The sequence below is a fragment of the Oculatella sp. LEGE 06141 genome (assembly GCF_015207605.1).
GTDB lineage: Bacteria > Cyanobacteriota > Cyanobacteriia > Elainellales > Elainellaceae > Oculatella.
The window spans coordinates 1-18,803 of record NZ_JADEWO010000089.1 but is presented as its reverse complement, the minus strand read 5'-3'; the positions used below and the strand labels follow the sequence as shown (position 1 = coordinate 18,803).

Below are 18,803 nucleotides of genomic sequence, written 5' to 3'. Positions count from 1 at the left end.
TGTATCAAAAAGGTCGAAAAGTTGCTGAAGGTTTCAAAGCCAATATGAAGATTGTCTTCGACGAGCTTCTACCGCAATGGAATTACACAGCCAAACCAGAATTACAGGTTATTTAATTCACGATCCTTAAACGCCCTGGGAAGCGATCGCCCTTCGCTGGATCGGTGCGATCGCCTCTCGGCTTGGGTTACTCGAATCGAATCTGCCGCAGCAGTAGACTCATCATGTCTCCGTCATTAGGAGTGATGAGCAACTGCTGGTTGGGAATGGCAATCAGCGGACTCTACAACCCTGCCTCCACATAGTGCAGGTTATGCAACAGGTGAATCGTGTGACGAATGGCGCGAGGAGAGCCGATCAACAAATGCTTGAGCGGATCTCGTTCGGGTTGGGGGGCGATCGATGGATGGCAACGTGCTGGAGCGCTGGCGGCTCCAGAAGAATTGAGTAAGCATTGAGTCATGGGTTTTCACTTCCTTTGTGTGAAACGGGTAGGAAAACCCAAAAATTTAGCCACCCCGTGCCAATGCTCATAGCAAATCGGGGTGGCTGGGAAGGGTTAAAATGCTTCCTTAGCCCACCAACTGCTTACTCAGTTTGGCTGGGCCAGCGGCTCGGAGTTGCTGCTAACAACTTCGGGTCGCGTTTGACTAAATTTTCGGGCGGTGCGATCGCCACTCTACTGAGTCGCGATAAGATCTCAACCTACCGTATCTGCAAAAGAGAGTCAATATCCTATCGGTTTTCAGGAGGCAGAGCCTTCATGCTCTGCCTTGTGCTTTCAAGTGGGGTGGGGCGATCGCCATTCGCTCACTGTTCAAACATTGCTCTAACACGTTGTTTTAAAGGTGCTGAATGTCACCCGAACCGCCCCCTAAATTCCCAAATTCTGGCTTCGACGTGAGCGCTCAGCCGAACGGGGACTTTGAAACAGAACAGGGGGCAAATGCAGTACATTTGCTACTGTTCAAACATCCTCTAAAGCTTCAGGTCTAAATAGGTCAGAGCCTTCTGACAACGACGCATCCGTTTATCTTGCTTTCTCACTAGAGGTAGTCATCAGAAATGTAAGAGTCTTGTAGTCTTGGCAGGGAATAGATGGGGATGATACATATGCAGGTTCAAACGCCAGAATGGGTGAAGCACGCTGTTTTTTATCAAATTTTTCCCGATCGCTTTGCCAGGGGAAAGCAGCCAGTTCAACGTGTTCTCAATCTTGAACATGTCAACTTTGAAGCCTGGGACACTCAACCCACGTTCCAGGGCTACAAAGGCGGCGACCTGTGGGGAGTGATTGAGCAGTTAGATTATCTGCAAGCGTTGGGAATTAACGCCATCTACTTTACGCCCATCTTTCAATCAGCTTGTAATCATCGCTATCACACGCACGATTATTATCAAGTTGATCCGATGCTGGGGGGCAATGTGGCGTTAAAGCATTTGTTAGATGCTGCCCATCAACGCCAGATTAAAGTGGTACTAGACGGAGTGTTTAACCACGCCAGTCGCGGCTTCTTCTTCTTTCACGACATTTTAGAAAACGGCCCTCACTCGCCCTGGGTAGACTGGTTTCGCATTGAGGGCTGGCCGTTGTCGGCCTATGATGGCGATCGCCCCGCAAACTACGTGGGCTGGGCTGGTAATCGAGCCTTGCCCACCTTCAACCACGACAATCCAGCCGTGCGGGAATACATCATGGAGATTGCCGAATACTGGATTAAGTTTGGCATCGACGGGTGGCGGTTAGATGTGCCGTTTGAAATTGAAACGCCCGGATTTTGGCAAGAGTTTCGCGATCGCGTCAAAGCGGTCAATCCAGATGCCTACATTGTGGGTGAAGTCTGGACGGATGCACGGCAATGGCTGGACGGCAGCCAGTTTGATGGCGTGATGAACTACCTGTTTACAGCTCCGACCATTGCATTTACAGCGGGCGATCGCGTGCAGCGGCACCATGTGGAAGACCGTAGCTATGAACCGTATCCGGCACTGGATGCATCTGGATATGCCCAAAAAATTCAGGCGTTGTTGGGGATGTATCCCTGGGAGATTCAGCTCACTCAGCTTAATTTGTTGGCCAGCCATGACACGGCAAGGCTGCTGACGATCGCCGCAGATGACGAAGACAGCGTTAAACTGGCAACCCTATTGCTGCTCACGTTTCCGGGGGCACCCAGCATTTATTACGGCGATGAAGTGGGATTGCCAGGAGGCTTAGATCCCGATTCGCGGCGCGGCTTCCCTCTGGAAGCAGACTGGAAGTTAGACTTTTTGACGTGCCACAAACAGCTAATCGAGCTGCGCCATCGCTATCCGGCCTTGCGAACCGGAGGATATGAGGTGCTGTTTGCCGAGGGCTTGGTCTATGCGTTGGCGCGATCGCTCGATGAAACTTCGTTGATTGTGGCCATTAATGCTGGAACGGAGGCGGCTGAAGTAAAGCTGGAAGCGGTTGCTCGGCGGTTGCCGTCGCAGCCCGAGCGGGTGGTGTATGGCAACGGTGAAGCCACCTGGATGGGCGATCATTTGCTGCTAAACCTGCCGGGGCGATCGGGTCTGGTGTTGGCATCCTCTGACGTGACGGCAAACCTGCGCTAAAGCCAGAAGCGATCGCCTCTTGACAACTTGGATCGGTTGCAGACCATGAGAAAGGGGCAGTTGGCACTGCCCCTTTCTCAGTAACGTTGAGTGGATGGTTACTGACTGGCGTAGATGCCGCGTTGCCGCAGTTGTTGCACAAAAAACTCTTCCAGAGATGGCCGCGCCAGCGTCATGGAGACGAGTTGGGCACCCATCAGGTCAAGGCTTGCTAGAAAATCTGGAGGGTGTCCTTTCAAGTGACCATGCCAGCCATCGTCTTGAAATTCCAGGTCGGGCACCCATCGCCGCAAAACGGCTGGATTGCCGTTTTTGAGTTTGACGTGATAAACATCGGCTGTGCCTAATAGCTCTTGCAGTGAGCCGACGCAGAGCATTTCTCCTCGCGCCAGAATGGCAACGCGATCGCAAATTTTCTCGACATCCGACAGCACATGGCTATTGAAGAAAATGGTTTTGCCCTGCGCTTTGAGCGAAAGGATGATTTCGCGGATTTGGTAGCGCCCTAACGGGTCTAGCCCCGACATTGGCTCATCTAAAAACACCACTTCCGGGTCGTTAATTAAGGCTTGCGCCATACCCACCCGTTGCAGCATTCCCTTCGAGTATTGGCGCAGTTGCTTTTTACGAGCGGCAGACTGCGCTAAACCAACCAGCTCAAACAGTTCAGGAATTCGCTTGCGCTGCACGTCGGCGGGAATACCAAACAGGCCAGCAACGTACTGCAAAAACTCCCACCCTGTCAGGAAATCGTAGAAGTAAGCGTTTTCGGGCAGGTAGCCCACGCGTTGTTTGACGGAGCGATCGCCCAACGGTTTACCCAGCAGCGAACCTTTACCGTCCGTGGGGCGAATAATGCCAAGCAGGGTTTTTAGCAGGGTGGTTTTACCTGCACCGTTTGGGCCTAGCAAGCCAAAGGTTTCACCTTCGTAAACTTGAAGAGTGCAGCCCTTGAGCGGCACAACTTTTTGATTCAGCCAAAAACCGGTGCGATAGACCTTTTTTAAGTCGTTTGTCTGCACTACCAGGGGGCGATCGGCTGTAGTGGGTAGGGAGAGAAGGGGTGTAACCGTTTCCATCTTATTTCCCAGAAAACCGTTTGAGATGACTGTGACAATGGGGTTTCGTTTAGGATTCCCGCATTTATGGCCTTTTGTGTCAGGCTAGAGCAAGACTTATGTCAAAAAATATCACGCAAAGGAATTAGGCATCTTTATGGATCGATCAAAGATTATCGCAATCCTGACGGGTGTTGTGTCGTTAATTCTGGCGATCGGCTATCTGGTTTTGGTGCAGATTCTCGATTTTCGAGGAGAAATGGTTCCGGCTCCAACGGATTTGTCGTACAACTCGGCAGACGTTGAGTATAGTGTGGCGATCGTAGATTGGTTGCCACACCCGTTTTCATTCCCTACCCTCTAACCGTAGAGCGTTGAACGAATCCGCTAAATTGGCATGATGGAACCAGGGAGGATTGGGTGTGACACCCCCAGGTAATCCATGCGAGACTTTGCCCAAATTCAAACTACGGTCTTCGATTTGATTGTGATCGGCGGTGGCATCAACGGTGCAGGTGTTGCCAGAGATGCAGCCCTGCGCGGTTTGAAGACTCTCCTGATTGAAAAAAACGACTTTGGGAGCGGTACGACCAGTTGGTCTACGCGCCTGATTCATGGTGGCTTGCGCTACCTGGAATATTTTGAGTTCAAGCTGGTGCGAGAGTCGCTGCGCGAACGGGAAATTTTGCTACACACTGCCCCTCATCTGGTGAAGCCGATTCAAATGACCATCCCGCTGTATCGCCAGGGTTCCCGCCGCTATTGGGAAATTCAGGCCGGGATGCTGTTGTATGACCTGCTGAGCATGGATAAGTCGCTGTTGTCGCACCGGATGCTACCTCAGCAAAAATTTCGGCAGCTCTTTCGAGAGATTAATCCGGAGGGTTTGGTGGGAGCCGCTCAATATTTTGATGGGCAGGCAGAGTATGCCGAGCGTCTGTGTCTGGAAACGGTGCTTTCCGCCCAGGCTGCCGGGGCAACGGTGTTGAATTATGTGCAGGTAACGGCACTGCATCGAAAGGGCGATCGCCTCATGTCGGTGACCTGTCAGGATCGGCAAACGGGGGATGTGTTTACAGTGCAGGGAGGCGATCGCTCTATTTTTGTAAATACATCTGGGCCGTGGGTCGATCAGGTGCTGCGATCGAGCGATTCTACGCCAATTGGCAATACCCCCAAACTGGGCGGAACCAAAGGCAGCCACATCCTTGTTAATCCCTTTCCGGGTGCCCCAAAAACGGCGCTTTATGTAGAGGCGAGGGCAGATCATCGCCCCTTCTTTATTGTGCCGTGGCTGAACCTATACCTGATTGGCACCACTGATTTGCACTACCAGGGTGATCTGGATCGGGTCAAGGCCAGCAACGACGAAATTGATTACTTAATTGCTGAAACGAACCATGTTCTACCAGCGGCGAAGCTAACCCGACAGGATGTGAAATTTACCTATTCTGGCATTCGTCCGTTGCCCAATGCAGCGGGTAAAGATCCGGGCAGCATTACTCGCAACCACATTTTGTATGACCACCATTCGGAGGGAGTTGCTAATCTGATTTCGCTGATCGGTGGTAAGCTCACCACTTATCGCCGCGTGGGAGAAGAAATGGTGGATGCGGTGTATCGCAAACTGGGGCGATCGGCTCCGGCTTGCCCGACCCGTCACCTGCCGCTACCGGGTGCTATTTTGCCCCACGATCCGCGCATTGCTCAGGCGATTGATGCCTATCGATCGCGTCTCTCTGCGGCAACGGTGCATCATTTGTTTCGGCTGTATGGAGCCAAAGCAACCGATCTGTTAGCGCTGGTAGACACGCATCCTGATCTGGCAGCGCCTCTAGTACCCTCCCTCCCCGATATCAAAGCGCAGGTGGTGTACGCAGTCCAATCTGAAATGGCGTATACCCTGGTGGATATTTGCCATCGCCGCACCACATTAGCAATGCAGGCCAATTATGGATTTGATGTGCTGCCTGTCCTAACGGCAACGCTGCAAGCCTATTGTGGTTGGAGTGAGGCAGAGTGCGATCGCCAACGGGCAGAATACGCCATTTATGTGCAGGAAAACTGCTTGCCCGATTATGTGTTGGAACAAGAAGTTGCCCAGTCTGCCGACGTTTTAACGGTTTAGCGCCTGTTCATTAGGCGATCTTAATTTCGTGATTTTGCGTTCAACCGTTACCATAGCAACGTGCCATAACATCTATTTCATTCTTTAGCTTACGTGCAACACGCATCCGTCACAATTTTGGGAACAGGAGCATGGGGTTCTGTCCTGGCTACCTTAGCGGCAAACAACGGTCACTCCGTCCGTACCTGGTCGCGTCGAAGTGGCTCCTTAGATGAAGCAGTGCAAACGGCAGATGTGGTTATTTCTGCCATTTCAATGAACGGCGTAACCGATGTGGCTACCCAGCTACAGGCGATCGCCCTTCCGGCTCATACCATTTTGGTTACAGCCACCAAAGGACTAGATGCGGCAACGCTGTCTACTCCGTCTCAAATCTGGCAACGGATGCTGCCTGATCATGCGATCGTGGTGTTGTCGGGCCCCAATTTATCGAAAGAAATTGCTCAGGGATTACCCGCGGCAACAGTGGTTGCCAGTCAGGATATAGCGGCAGCGGCAATGGTACAAACGGTGTTGGCTTCCGATCGCTTTCGGGTGTATACCAATACCGATCCACTTGGAACCGAACTGGGTGGCACCTTGAAGAATGTGATTGCGATCGCTGCTGGGGTATGCGATGGGTTAAACCTGGGTACCAATGCTAAATCAGCATTGCTGACCCGCGCCCTGGCAGAAGTCATTCGCATTGGCACTCGGTTAGGAGCGAAGCCAGAAACCTTCTTTGGTCTATCCGGATTGGGCGATTTACTGGCGACGTGCAGCAGTTCCCTGAGCCGTAACTATCGGGTGGGATATGGGCTGGCGCAAGGGCAGCCATTGGAGCAAATTTTGTCTGAGTTGCAAGGTACGGCTGAAGGTGTGAATACCACGAATGTCCTTATTGATTTGGCAAAGCAACAAACCATTCCGGTACCAGTATCCTGGCAAGTCTATTTGTTGCTCAATGGCAAAATTACGCCACGGGCAGCGGTGGAAACTCTAATGGAGCGGGATTTGAAGCCAGAAGCTTAGTGGAGTATTGGGCGTTGCTGAATGGTGGTGTGAATTCGCTGTGCCTTCTTGACTCGATTACAGGATGGGTACATCGCGGCGATCGCCAAACTGCAAAGCCGTTACATTACCTTGATTCTCTATTGCTTTGATTTTCTGCGGCTTTCAGCTACTTGCCTTGTTCCTCAATTGGCACCCCTTTGTAGTTCTGTCTGTACTGGATCAAGATGCGCCATTGACGACTCCACCGTTTTACAGTGCTAAAACTCAACGCAAAGTCACTACTGACACGCAACAAGCATAGATGACTGTAAACCTTCTTAGAGGCTGTTTGAAACGGATTAAATGTTCTTTGTAGGGCGTACATACTCTGCAAGAAGCACGCGACAGCAATACGTCTGGGTCTATTGCAATTGACCTGGTGTTTTCTGGTAGGTCACTCTGATTCAAACAGTAGGATGCTGTGTATACACGGTAGCGATCGCCCCATAACACTGTGTCACAATTGCCATCTGGCTACCTTATGAGTAGCTTAAATGTCAAACGGCTTGCCCTGTTGATGAGGGTTTGCCGTTGTATTATTGGGTGATCTGCGGAGCCGTTGGAGAACAAATAACAGGTGCGATCGCCCATCACTGTGGGCACACTAGGTTTTATAGATAATTGAACCAGGAGAAAATCCGTTGTACTCAATTATCCAACCTTATATTTAACTATCCTATTTTGCTTGAAAGTTGTAGATAACATACACCATTCAGTCAACTAAAACCAATGAGTTGACTGAGCTACTTCACTTTTTCTTCTATGACGTTCAACATTAACTTCTATGATTACCAGGCGCGACTTCTCACGGCTATCCTTATTCGGATTGGGTTTGGGACTAGCAAGCTGCACAGCACGTTCCCAGCCTTCATCCCTTAGCACTACACCTTTATCCGATCAGGCAGATCTGGTGATTTGGTGGGAGCAGGGGTTTCTACCTGAAGAAAACGAACAGGTGATTCAACTTGTTCACAACTGGGAGAAACAGTCCGGCTTAACGGTAAACCTAAAACTGCTGCCTGTTGATTTAATTGAGCAACAGTTGACCAAGCTTGTTCAAGAACCGGGCAATCCTAAACTGCCTGATGTCGTTTATTCAGTAGGCGTTGATACGGGCATTGCCCCCAAACTGGCGTGGCGAGATCAATTGATGGATCTGTCTACCGTCATTGCCTCAAACCACACTCGCTATACAGATGTGGCTCTCTCGCATGTCTCCTATCGAAACAAGGTGCAGGGCGATCGTAGCTATTATGCTTTGCCGCTGTGGCAGGCAGATGACTACATTCACTACTGGGGGCATCTCGTCGAAGAAATCGGCTTCAGCTCTGCGGATGTTCCGGTTGATTGGGAACCATTCTGGCAATTTTGGCAAACGGCGCAAACGCAGTTGCGATCGCAAGGACACCCCGATATTTATGGCCTGGGATTGTGCATGTCCAGTGTAGGGTTTGACACCTACACCTCATTAATGATGTTTCTCGATGCCTACAACGTAGCCGTGGTGAACTCTGAAGGTGAGTTTTTGCTCGAAGAACCAGCCAATCGACAGCGTTTAATTACTGCCCTGGACGAATACACCCGGTTCTTTTTAGACGGCTACGTGCCACCTGCTGCAATGGACTGGACTGGTTCGGGAAATAATACCAGCTTCCTCGACGGTCGCATTTTGATGACGCAGAATTTAACGTTGTCCATTCCGCTAACGCAAAAACTGCCAGCCAATTCATACAACCAGGATGCAGCCAAACGGTATCAACAGATTGTTACGATCGATCGCCCTCGCAAACTAGATGGCACAACCTTACCTACCCGTAAAGGCATCAAACAGGCGATCGTACCCAAAACCTGCCAGCATCCAGACGCAGCGAAGGACTTCCTGACCTATCTAATTGAGCCTAAAAACATTGGTCAGCTCATTAGCGGATTTAAAGGACGAGTGCTGCCTGTGATGCCGCAACTATTCGAAAACTCTCTCTGGAGCGATTCCACCGATCCTCACCTTTCTACGGCATTGAAGATTTATCATCGCCCTAGTCTCACCCCCTATGAAGTCGTTCACTCGGCGTTCAGTGAAGTCCACAGCCAACAACTGTGGGCCAAGATGGTGCTCAAAGTCATTCAAGATAAAGGATCTCCAACTGAAGCTAGCCAGTGGGCGATCGATCAGATCAAAAACATTTGGACGGAATGGGAGAACTGGGTATGAAACGCTGGATAAATAAAAGTTTATTAACTCAGTTGGTTAGCTATTTTTCGGTACTGTCAGTTATTACTATCAGTACAGTGGCCGTTGGCTCCTATTTTCAAGCTCGCCATTCGTTAGAAGAAGAAGTCATTAATCGGCTTACCGTTGCCGCCAAACTAAAAAGTGATCAACTGGATAAGTGGGTTGAGAACCAACTGCGTGATATCTTGCTGGTGAGTCAAGAGGCCGAAATTCAGGTGGCTATTAATACTCTGCTGACCGCAGACCCGACTCAGCCTGCCTATCAGATGGCTCACCAGTCGCTTGCACAGCATGTTGCTGATTTAATTGAAATCAAACCCAACCTCCGTAATATTCGCATTACTCGCAATAGTGGCTTTGTAGTGTTTGCTTCAGATGATCCCAGTCTAGAAGGAAGTTATCGTCCCCTTGGCGATCCGGCGACCTACTTCACCCGCGATCGCATCAACATTGTGGTGCCCAACTTTTACATCTCCCCGAAAACTCAAAAAGCAGCGATTACCGTAGCCACACCCATTCTGGACGAGCAGGGAATCCGTACGGCAGCGCTTGTAGCTGATTTGAACCTGGATGATGTAGATACGCTGATTCGAGACAATACAGGGCTAGGCGAAACGGCTGAAACTTACATTGTTGGTCGCGCTAAGGGAAAAACGATCTTTATCTCCAAACAGGGAGAAACCAGTCCGGAAAGCGCCAGTTCCATAGCGGAGGGCATCAGTAGCGAAGGCATCAATCGTGCGATCGATCAACAGAGCGGTTTTGGTCGCTACACCAATTACCAAAGCGTTCCAGTCGTAGGAGTTTACCGCTGGCTACCAGAACAAAATCTGGCTTTAATTGCCGAAATCAAACAGTCTCAGGCATTTCTACCCGCTCAGCAACTAGCCAGGAACATTCTGGTGATTGGCTTCTTGTCATCTGGCCTACTCCTGGTTGCCGTCTACTTGCTTTCCCGGCGGATTACTCGCCCCATTTTGGCAATTGGTGTAGCCGCAACTCGCTTAGCTGAAGGGGATTTAAGCCAAACAGTTCCGGTGATGACCGAGGATGAAGTGGGCAAGCTGGCTCAAACCTTCAATCAAATGGCCGGTCAGTTGAAGACCTCCTTTGAAACGCTAGAACACCGAGTCACCGAACGCACCGCTGAATTAGCGCAGGCTAAGGAACAGGCTGATACAGCCAATCAGGCCAAGAGCGAATTTTTAGCGAACATGAGCCACGAACTGCGGACACCGCTCAATGGCATTCTTGGTTATGCTCAAATTTTGGCACGAGTAAATACCCTATCGAACAAAGAACGGGATGGCATTAATATCATTCACCAGTGTGGCGCTCACCTGCTGACTCTGATTAATGATGTGTTGGATCTGTCAAAAATTGAAGCTCGTAAATTGGAGTTAGTTCCTGTTGCTGTGCATTTGCCATCATTGCTACAAAGCGTTGTGGAGATGTGCAAAATCCGAGCCGAGCAAAAAGGAATTGAGTTTATTTATCAGCCCAGTGCTCGGCTGCCGGAAGGGGTTATTACAGACGAAAAACGCCTGCGTCAGGTTTTAATTAATTTATTGGGCAATGCAATTAAATTTACCGATCAAGGGTCGGTGTCCCTGCGGGTAGATAGCCTGGAGTCGTCGAATGCCTGGGTTGCGCTTCACATTCAGGTGGCAGATACAGGCGTGGGAATTGCTGAGGAACATCTCACCAAACTATTTCAAGCGTTTGAGCAGGTGGGCGATCGCCAACGGCAGTCTGAAGGAACCGGACTGGGACTTGCCATTAGCCAGCGCATTGTCCAGCTCATGGGGGGAAGTATTCAGGTCAAGAGTGAATTGGGAAAAGGCAGTGAATTTTTCTTTACCGTTGAATTGCCGCTAGCCAACGATTGGGCGCAGCAGCAGGGAACCCTGGAGGGAAGCGATCGCATTATTGGATACGTGGGCGATCGCCGCAAGATTCTGGTAGTAGATGACCGTTGGGAAAACAGCACGGTTCTGGTGAATCTTTTAGAACCCCTTGGCTTTACGGTCATTGCAGCCAGGAACGGCCAGGAAGGACTGGAGCGGCTTTGCTCGGTTCGACCGGATCTAGTGATCACGGATCTGGCTATGCCAGTCATGGACGGATTTGAATTCTTGAAGCACCTTCGGAATATGGAAGACCTCAAGCAAACCAAGGTTATCGTCTCCTCAGCGTCTGTCTCTCAAATGGATCAGCAGATGGCTCTAGACAATGGAGGCAATGACTTTCTGGTTAAACCCGTAGATGCTAGGTCGCTATTCCAATTGCTGTCAGAACACTTGAATTTGGAGTGGGTCTATGAGCTTCCGCAGGTTGATCCTGCACAATCGGAGCCGATACCCACGGAGATCGTTTTACCGCCAATGCAAACCTTGCAAGCGTTGTTAGCGTTGGCTCAGCAGTCAAATTTGCGTACCTTGCGAGAACAGATTGAGCAATTAGTTCATACAAATAGACGTTATGTCCCGTTTGCTGAACCCATTCTTCAACTTACCAGACAATTCAAAACCGAAGAAATTGAAGAACTGCTGCAACACTATCTAACGGGGACATCTGTTTATGGGGAGTAATGCCAAAATCCTGGTGGTTGATGACACGCCAGCCAACTTAGAAGTGATAACCGAAATACTGACATCTGTAGGCTATACCGTTGCAACTGCTATCAGCGGAGAGCGAGCGCTTAAACGGCTTAATACCCACCTGCCAGATTTGATCTTGCTCGATGTTCAAATGCCTGGAATGGACGGGTTTGAAGCCTGCCGCCACCTTAAGAGTAATCCTGTTACGGCTAGCATTCCTGTTATCTTTATTACGGCTTTATCAGACATCGGCAGTATGGTCAGAGGGTTTTCTCTGGGAGCAGTCGATTATATTAGCAAGCCCTTTCAAGAGCTAGAACTTTTGATGCGGGTCAAGACCCACCTCCAGGTGAGTTCTTTGACTCAGGATTTAGAGAAACGAGTTGCCGAACGCACGGTCGAATTGCAAACGGCTCTGGAGCAATTGCAGCAATCCAGGCTTCAACTGGTACAACATGAAAAAATGTCTGCGTTGGGAAATTTAGTGGCAGGTATTGCTCACGAAATCAATAATCCCACTGGGTTTATCAGTGGCAGCATCAGTAATGCTGAGGATTATGTGCAAGATCTGCTCAGTCATTTGACGCTGTATCAACAACACTATCCTCATTCATCTGCCGCGATACAAGAGCATAGCGAGAGTATTGACTTAGCGTTTGTCTGTGAAGACTTGCCAAAACTGCTGGACTCGATGAAAGAGGCATCCGATCGCATTAAGTCTATTAGCACCAGCCTTCGTACCTTTTCGCGCACGGATACAGAATACAAAGTTAGTGCTGACCTGCATGAAGGGATTGATAGCACTCTACTGATCTTGAAATATCGCCTCAAAGCAAATGAGTGCCGGCCTACGATTCAAGTCATGCAAAACTATGGTGAGTTGCCGCCAGTCGAATGCTTCCCTGGGCAGTTAAACCAGGTGTTTATGAATATTTTGGCGAATGCGATCGATGCCCTGGATGAAGTTGCCCAGCACACGTCGTTTGATAAGCTGCACGCTAATCCCCAGATCATTACAGTTCAAACGGCGTTGATTGAACCGAACACCGTTGAAATCCGAATTGGCGACAACGGCAAAGGCATCTCTGAAGATGTAAAAGCCAGAATTTTTGATTATTTGTTTACTACCAAAGAGGTAGGCAAGGGAACGGGGTTAGGGCTGGCGATCGCCCATCAAATTGTGGTGGAAAGACATGGTGGTAGCCTGGATGTGAAATCGGAGGCGGGTCAAGGAGCCGAGTTCTTGATTCGACTGCCAATTCAGAACTAACTGAACCAGAGGGTTATAGCTCTTGCCGCTCCTGGTTCCATTGGTCAAAAATTTGTTTGATCTGGTCGATCGCTTCATTTGCCGCCTGGTCTGGAGAAAGGCGATCGATCAGAATTCGATCCAGCGCTTTGCCCCAAATATTTTGGCCGAGAACCATGCTGTAAGCAGGATTTTGCACATTAGAGAAGGAACGAGTTAACCCGGCATCTAATAGCTTTGTTGCACTGGAAATATGCGGATCGGCTGCGTCTGTCCAGAACGCAGCTCGTTTGGCTTTGGTTAACACCGGCAGGTATCGCCCTCCAGCGCTTTGCAGGTACGTTTCCATCACCTCTGGCTGAATTAAATAGGCCAGAAAATCCTTGGCTGCTTGCTGGTGCTTAGACGTTGCAAATACCATTGCCTGCCGAACTAATACGATATGGCGCATGGGCTGACCGCTCGGTTTTTGTGGAAATGGTAAGGTGCCCAACTGGTTTAGATACAGATCCGGATCTTGACGCAGGGCATTAGGAATCGACAGCGTTGGGTTAGCCGTCATCACCACCTCATGATTGATAAAGCTGCGATTGTTGTCTGGATCGAGCCATTTCAACGCATCGGGTGGCACATATCCCTGCTGATACAATTGTGAGTACCAATCTAAACTGGTTACAATGCCAGCTCGAACCTCTGGTTGATCGACCAGGAGACGACCGCGTTGATCGAGCAGGGAAACGTTGTTTGCTTCCAAAATTTGTTCAAACACATAGTAAGTATCCGATGCGCCCACTGAGAAAGGTAGACCCAGACCATAAATAGCAGAGTAGTTGCCGAAGGTTTGTTGCGATCGCAGTTTATCTTGCACGGTCTTCCAAAAATCCCAGAAAGCATCCCATTCAGACGGAATATCACTAGGCGTAAACCCAGCCTGCTGGAGCAAATCTTTCCAGTAAAAAATGTGAATGGTGGCCTGATGCAGCGGAACTGAATAATAGCCTCGCTTTTGCTCAACGTTGTTATACGATCGAATAGCCCTCAAGACGCTGACCGAGTAAAGGTTTTTAACAGGTTCAATGACCTCTGATACATCAGCTAGTTTGCCTTCCCATACTAGAAGCGGATATTCTGCCCGACTGGCAAACAACACATCTGGCGGGTTGCCGGCCTGTTCTGCCCTCAGCGCTTTTTGAGCAATTTCGTCGGCGGTGTAAAACGACAGCTTCACATGGGTGTTGTGTGCCTTCTCCCAGGTGCGGATCACTTGCTGTAAGGCTTCATCTTCCTCTAAGAGATAACCTTTATCCCACCAAATCGTCAGGTCTGTGGTAGGAGGTGACCCACTTGTTAATGATGAATTAGACGGAAGCTGACGACTACAAGCAATCACAATTAGACTCAGTACAAAGAGCAACCATAGAGATTGATGCTGTCTAAACTTTGGCAGGGATAACCGACACCAAAGCACCTTTAGACGTTGTATGTATTGAGTTACGGCGTTGTACATTAAAGTCTTCCTGCGTTAACTGAATGGTTCTCAATAGGATTTAAGCGGTTGTTTGGGGCGTGTACACTTTCTGGTTCAAAATCGCCAGTGAGCTGAGTGTTGACGGCGCAGTCCAGGATCTGTGGAGTTCGGACGCGGTTCGGGTGGCGTTTAAGAAGATACTTGAAAGGCGCTAATCATACTTGAATCACCCCCTTGTCTGGCTTGCCGCAGGCACTAAGCCCGCATTCCTGAAGAACCCTGAAACAGAACTGGCTCGGTCATCCCCCAAGTAGCTCAACACGCTTTGGGCATACCCAAAGAGGGGCGGATACAGCCCATTGGCTACCGTTCAACCAGTCTCTTACACCGTTAAACCATCCTTATTAAACTCGCTCAACCCGCCACAGCAACGTTAAAAGATTGCAGCATTTGGTTGTTACTTAATTGTCAGTCAATTGCACCAGAGCGCATCAGCCGTTTTATAATTCTTACTTCTCTCAACTGTTGTTCTGAGGTTTAAAGCCAACCAGTGCCAGGAGCGTTACCGTTTCCTCCAGGACAATTCTGGTTAAGACGATGTCTTAAAAGCGCTAAGCTCCAACTCGAACCGCCCCCTAATCCCCCAATTTTGGGGGACTTCCGAATCAATTCTGTTTCAAAGTTCCTCAAAATTGGGGGATTTAGGGGGCTAATTTAGAATGTTGAGCCCTTCTCAGACACCCTCCAAAGAGGTTAACGTCATCGGCTTGAACCAGCCTGATAGCGCTGCAAGAAATCAGCAGCGATCGTTGCAGCAGCAAGATTAACCTCGTATCATCTGTCGCCTCATCATCTGTCGCCTCATACTGTTGCTTAAGCCCCTAAACTTATGAACGCAAACCAGGTCTCGAAAGGAGATGTTCTGATTGTTGACGATACGTTAGACAATCTGCGGTTGCTGTCAGCCATGCTAACGGAACAAGGCTACGACGTTCGTAGCGTTACCAATGGTTCAACTGCGCTGATGGGCGTTCGGGCGCAGGCTCCAGATCTGATTTTGTTAGACATCAACATGCCCGGCATCAATGGCTACGACCTGTGCCAGCAGCTCAAAGCCCAACCCGAAACCCGGGCTATTCCGGTGATTTTTATCAGCGCCCTCAATGAAGTGTTTGACAAAGTGAAGGCGTTTGCGGTGGGCGGAGTAGATTACATCAGCAAGCCGTTTCAGGTGGAGGAAGTGTTTGCCCGAATTGAACATCAGTTAATGCTGCGGCGATTGCAGCTACAGCTTGAAACCCAGAATACACGCCTGCAAGCAGCAGAAGCAGAACTACGTCGCGCTTTAGAACATGAGCGATCGCTCAATCAGCAAATTGAAGCAATGACAGCGGTTGAAGAACGAAACCGGATTGCGCGAGACATTCACGATTCGCTGGGGCACGCCCTGGTGGCGCTGAACATTCAAATGGAAACAGCCTTAACCCTGTGGCACGATGCCCCCCACAAAGCCTACGAGTTTTTGCAGGAAGCAAAGCTGCTGGGTTCCGAAGCGCTTAAAGCAGTGCGGCAGTCGGTGGCCGATATGCGATCGGACCCATTACAGGGCAAGTTGTTGGAGGGAGCGATCGCCGCTCTGGTGACTGAATTTCATCACACTACTGGAGTGTTGCCTGAGTGCCGTATTGATTTATCTAAACCGCTTTCCAACCCGTTGAACACCGCTATTTATCGAATAGTGCAGGAAGGTCTGACTAATATTTGTAAACATGCAGCCGCCACAGCCGTCAGTATCACCATTTACGCTACGGACTCAACGCTGTTCGTCACGCTACAGGACAACGGCAACGGCTTTTGCCGAGAAGAAAACCTCTCAGGATTCGGGTTACAGGGAATGAAAGAGCGCGCCGCCGCGCTTGGAGGCCAGCTAGAGATTATCAGCAAACCGGAAGCAGGCTGCAAAATTAGCGCCAGGTTTCCGCATTGATTCGTCCTGAAAAATTACCATAAATGAACACAGCCATTAAAACATTGACGTACGTTTGATGTACTTTTTCCGTACAGGTTGAATGGGGCAGATTCATGATTCGCTTATTGCTGGTTGAAGATCAAGAGATTGTGCGTCGAGGGTTGAAGACGCTGCTAGAGACGAAGCCCGATCTTCAAGTGGTGGGCGAAGCCGATAATGGTCAACGGGCAATCCAGGTGCTGGAGGGGCTACAAGCAACCGCCCAGCCGCCTGATATTGTTTTAATGGATGTGCGGATGCCGGTGATGGATGGGGTTACGGCAACGCAACTGATCTGCCAACAGTTTCCTGGAACTAAAATTTTAATTTTGACCACGTTTGACGATACAAAATACGTGGCAGAAGCGTTGCGCTTTGGTGCCAAGGGCTATCTGTTGAAAGATACGCCTTCCGAGGAATTGGCTGAGGCAATTCGTTCGGTTGATCGAGGTTACACCCAATTTGGCCCCGGCATTCTAGAAAAAATGATTGCTCAGGTTCCCGCTGCTGAACCAAACCCAGCACCAGCGCCGCCTCCGGGGTTAACCGATTTAACAGCAAGAGAACGGGACGTGCTGCGGCTGATTGCTGCCGGAGCTAGCAACCGAGAGATTGCCCAGGCATTGTTCCTATCGGAAGGAACGGTCAGAAACCACATTTCCCATATTCTCTCCCGGCTGAATTTACGCGATCGCACCCAGGCCGCTATTTTGGCTCATTCATTTCTGCCGTGGCTAGACGAGCCTTAACGCCGTTTTTTCTTGCGCTTGGGTTGAAACCCAAGGGGAACCTTTTCCGCAACGGGTTGGGCGCGATCGCCATTCGATGCCGGCTGGTTGCTGTTCTTCAAAACAACGTAGTGGCGATTTTGCTCTCGCACCTTGGCATCCTCGTCGTCATAGAAAAACGAGAGCAGCGCAAACCGCGTACCGCGAGTAATGGGCGTTGCTTCATGCAGTAGCGAACATGAAAAGATGACGGCTTCCCCAGCTTCGGGACGATAGAGCTGCGTTCCATACTCTGGAAAGCGCAAATAGCCGCCGTCGTACTCACCCGTGTTCAAGTTCAACGACATGGCAAAGCGGCGGTGAACCGTGCCTTTTGTGGTGTTGTCGCGGTGGCGATTGAAAAAGCCATTATTAGTTGCCTCATAACAGGCAATTAAATGGCGTTCAAATCGCGTGATGCTGAATTGAAACGCTTTTTCAATCTCTGGTTTGACTCGCTGCAAGATGTAGTTATTCACTTGTTCCAGTAAGGCTGGCTCGTTCACCAATACGTCTCGCCGCTTTTTGAAGCCATGATCTAGAACTTCAACGGTTTTGCCATCAACCTGCCGCATAAAGCCAGACTCTCGACCGCCGTTAGCGTCATACACCTGTATCAAATGCTGGCAAAACTCAGGATCGAACACTCTGGGAATGAACAGAACCGGAGCCTGACGATTGGCATCCCTGGGCGGTTCCTGCGGCGGCAACTGATGAATAAACTGCACAATCTGCTCGACATAGTCAGCCGGATCGCGCAAGGGAAATATTTGCAGAATGCGTAAATTTTCGTCTAACACAAAGGTTTTAGGCGTGTAGCGATCGCCCCCATCGGGATGGGGGTGACAAACGCCATACTGTTGGCTCACGGTTTTCTCAAAATCCCACAGAAATTTGCAGTAGGTGGGATGAGTCACCGCTGCTCCCAATTCCGTATCCGCCGGATCAATGCTGACCCCAAAAAAGGGGGTGTTGTCTGCTTCAAATTGCACCTGGCGATCGCAAAATTCCTTCAACACCAGTCGATTCGTCTCGACCTGGGCACTGCCAAAGAAAAAAAGCATCGTACGATAGCCCCCCACTGTATCAAAGTGATACGTTGGGTTTGACGTAGAAGGCAAAATGAACCAGGGAACAGGGTCCCCCACGGTGAGGAAAGGCATGGTGTTTAGAGCCGTTGTAACAGTTTTCGCAGTTCTCCTGTTCGCGTATTGCTCTGTAGCGCACTGAGCAAATTCAACGCAACATGAGGAGCTGCCAGCACCCCACCCAAATGCGCCCGCCATTTGCTCCAGGAACGTAGCGCCCGTGATAGGGGCAAAACATGCCAGAAGCGATTGACTGAGCAAACCATGTCGTTCTCCAGGGAGGTCACTTCATGCCACCAACCAGCGGGCAGAAAGAGAATTTCTCCGGGATTGAGGATGCCAACCTGGTACTGCTTTAGTGCTTGCTTAAATTTGGGAAACGCGTTGAAATCTGGATTTTCTGGATACACCTGGCTGTAGACGGCGCGAAGCTGCAAGCCATAGCGCAAATGCTTTAGAACCGAAGTTGGGTACAGATTGTAAAGCTGTGATGGCGGAAATAACAGAATTTTCTTAGCGCCATACAGTTGCGTTAAGGTGCCGTCCATCGGGTCGTAGTGTAAGCACGACGTGTGCC

Annotated in this window: 14 protein-coding genes; 9 read left to right on the top strand and 5 right to left on the bottom strand. The window is 49.9% G+C overall.

The window, feature by feature from the left end:
- Window positions 1–283 precede the first annotated feature (283 nt).
- A complete protein-coding gene (locus tag IQ268_RS29915; protein WP_228035847.1) occupies window positions 284–463 on the bottom strand; it encodes a hypothetical protein in 180 nt (59 codons plus the stop codon).
- 650 nt (window positions 464–1,113) lie between these two features.
- Between IQ268_RS29915 and IQ268_RS29910 the strand changes: the two genes are divergently transcribed.
- Complete coding sequence (locus IQ268_RS29910) at window positions 1,114–2,598, top strand: glycoside hydrolase family 13 protein (RefSeq protein WP_193886766.1); 1,485 nt, start codon at window positions 1,114–1,116, stop codon at window positions 2,596–2,598.
- Window positions 2,599–2,696: 98 nt separating this feature from the next.
- Here the strand turns inward: IQ268_RS29910 and IQ268_RS29905 are convergent, their stop codons facing one another.
- Window positions 2,697–3,677, bottom strand: a complete 981-nt coding sequence (locus tag IQ268_RS29905; protein WP_193886764.1) for an ABC transporter ATP-binding protein — start codon at window positions 3,675–3,677, stop codon at window positions 2,697–2,699.
- Between the two features lie 136 nt (window positions 3,678–3,813).
- On the opposite strand from IQ268_RS29905, the gene IQ268_RS32575 reads away from it, so the two are divergent.
- The 6 genes from IQ268_RS32575 (at window position 3,814) to IQ268_RS29875 (ending at window position 12,916) form a co-directional block, all read left to right on the top strand.
- Window positions 3,814–4,020 (top strand): hypothetical protein, encoded by a 207-nt coding sequence (locus tag IQ268_RS32575; RefSeq protein WP_228035846.1) that lies wholly within the window; start codon window positions 3,814–3,816, stop codon window positions 4,018–4,020.
- Between the two features lie 78 nt (window positions 4,021–4,098).
- Window positions 4,099–5,784 carry a glycerol-3-phosphate dehydrogenase gene (gene glpD / locus IQ268_RS29895; RefSeq protein ID WP_193886763.1) on the top strand — a complete coding sequence of 562 codons (1,686 nt, stop codon included), beginning with the start codon at window positions 4,099–4,101 and terminating at the stop codon, window positions 5,782–5,784.
- 93 nt (window positions 5,785–5,877) lie between these two features.
- Window positions 5,878–6,795, top strand: coding sequence for an NAD(P)H-dependent glycerol-3-phosphate dehydrogenase (locus tag IQ268_RS29890; protein ID WP_193886762.1), 918 nt, complete (start codon window positions 5,878–5,880; stop codon window positions 6,793–6,795).
- Window positions 6,796–7,600: 805 nt separating this feature from the next.
- Entirely contained in the window at window positions 7,601–9,025 is a 1,425-nt protein-coding gene (locus tag IQ268_RS29885; RefSeq protein WP_193886761.1) for an ABC transporter substrate-binding protein, read from the top strand.
- Entirely contained in the window at window positions 9,022–11,637 is a 2,616-nt protein-coding gene (locus tag IQ268_RS29880) for a hybrid sensor histidine kinase/response regulator (RefSeq protein ID WP_193886760.1), read from the top strand. Before IQ268_RS29885 ends, IQ268_RS29880 begins: the two co-directional genes overlap by 4 nt.
- Window positions 11,627–12,916, top strand: coding sequence for a response regulator (locus IQ268_RS29875; protein WP_193886759.1), 1,290 nt, complete (start codon window positions 11,627–11,629; stop codon window positions 12,914–12,916). Before IQ268_RS29880 ends, IQ268_RS29875 begins: the two co-directional genes overlap by 11 nt.
- Before the next feature lie 13 nt (window positions 12,917–12,929).
- Here the strand turns inward: IQ268_RS29875 and IQ268_RS29870 are convergent, their stop codons facing one another.
- Window positions 12,930–14,285 (bottom strand): ABC transporter substrate-binding protein, encoded by a 1,356-nt coding sequence (locus tag IQ268_RS29870; protein ID WP_339383731.1) that lies wholly within the window; start codon window positions 14,283–14,285, stop codon window positions 12,930–12,932.
- Between the two features lie 967 nt (window positions 14,286–15,252).
- On the opposite strand from IQ268_RS29870, the gene IQ268_RS29865 reads away from it, so the two are divergent.
- Window positions 15,253–16,350 carry a response regulator gene (locus tag IQ268_RS29865; protein WP_193886756.1) on the top strand — a complete coding sequence of 366 codons (1,098 nt, stop codon included), beginning with the start codon at window positions 15,253–15,255 and terminating at the stop codon, window positions 16,348–16,350.
- Between the two features lie 95 nt (window positions 16,351–16,445).
- Window positions 16,446–17,120, top strand: coding sequence for a response regulator transcription factor (locus tag IQ268_RS29860; protein ID WP_193886754.1), 675 nt, complete (start codon window positions 16,446–16,448; stop codon window positions 17,118–17,120).
- Here IQ268_RS29860 and IQ268_RS29855 read toward each other — a convergent pair.
- The gene (locus tag IQ268_RS29855) at window positions 17,117–18,301 is read right to left on the bottom strand and encodes a 2OG-Fe(II) oxygenase (protein WP_193886752.1); all 1,185 of its coding nucleotides are present in this window, start codon (window positions 18,299–18,301) and stop codon (window positions 17,117–17,119) included. The two genes, IQ268_RS29860 and IQ268_RS29855, sit on opposite strands and share 4 nt — an antisense overlap.
- Before the next feature lie 5 nt (window positions 18,302–18,306).
- On the bottom strand, window positions 18,307–18,803 hold a 497-nt coding region (locus IQ268_RS29850; RefSeq protein ID WP_193886750.1), incomplete at its 5' end, for a cupin-like domain-containing protein.

Coding starts and splice junctions, on each gene's coding strand:
- IQ268_RS29875 (WP_193886759.1), top strand. CDS start 11,627: ATGGGGAGTAATGCCAAAATCCTGGTGGTTGATGACACGCCAGCCAAC.
- IQ268_RS29860 (WP_193886754.1), top strand. CDS start 16,446: ATGATTCGCTTATTGCTGGTTGAAGATCAAGAGATTGTGCGTCGAGGG.
- IQ268_RS29910 (WP_193886766.1), top strand. CDS start 1,114: ATGCAGGTTCAAACGCCAGAATGGGTGAAGCACGCTGTTTTTTATCAA.
- glpD (WP_193886763.1), top strand. CDS start 4,099: ATGCGAGACTTTGCCCAAATTCAAACTACGGTCTTCGATTTGATTGTG.
- IQ268_RS29915 (WP_228035847.1), bottom strand. CDS start 463: ATGACTCAATGCTTACTCAATTCTTCTGGAGCCGCCAGCGCTCCAGCA.
- IQ268_RS29880 (WP_193886760.1), top strand. CDS start 9,022: ATGAAACGCTGGATAAATAAAAGTTTATTAACTCAGTTGGTTAGCTAT.
- IQ268_RS29855 (WP_193886752.1), bottom strand. CDS start 18,301: ATGCCTTTCCTCACCGTGGGGGACCCTGTTCCCTGGTTCATTTTGCCT.
- IQ268_RS29865 (WP_193886756.1), top strand. CDS start 15,253: ATGAACGCAAACCAGGTCTCGAAAGGAGATGTTCTGATTGTTGACGAT.
- IQ268_RS29905 (WP_193886764.1), bottom strand. CDS start 3,677: ATGGAAACGGTTACACCCCTTCTCTCCCTACCCACTACAGCCGATCGC.
- IQ268_RS29885 (WP_193886761.1), top strand. CDS start 7,601: ATGATTACCAGGCGCGACTTCTCACGGCTATCCTTATTCGGATTGGGT.
- IQ268_RS32575 (WP_228035846.1), top strand. CDS start 3,814: ATGGATCGATCAAAGATTATCGCAATCCTGACGGGTGTTGTGTCGTTA.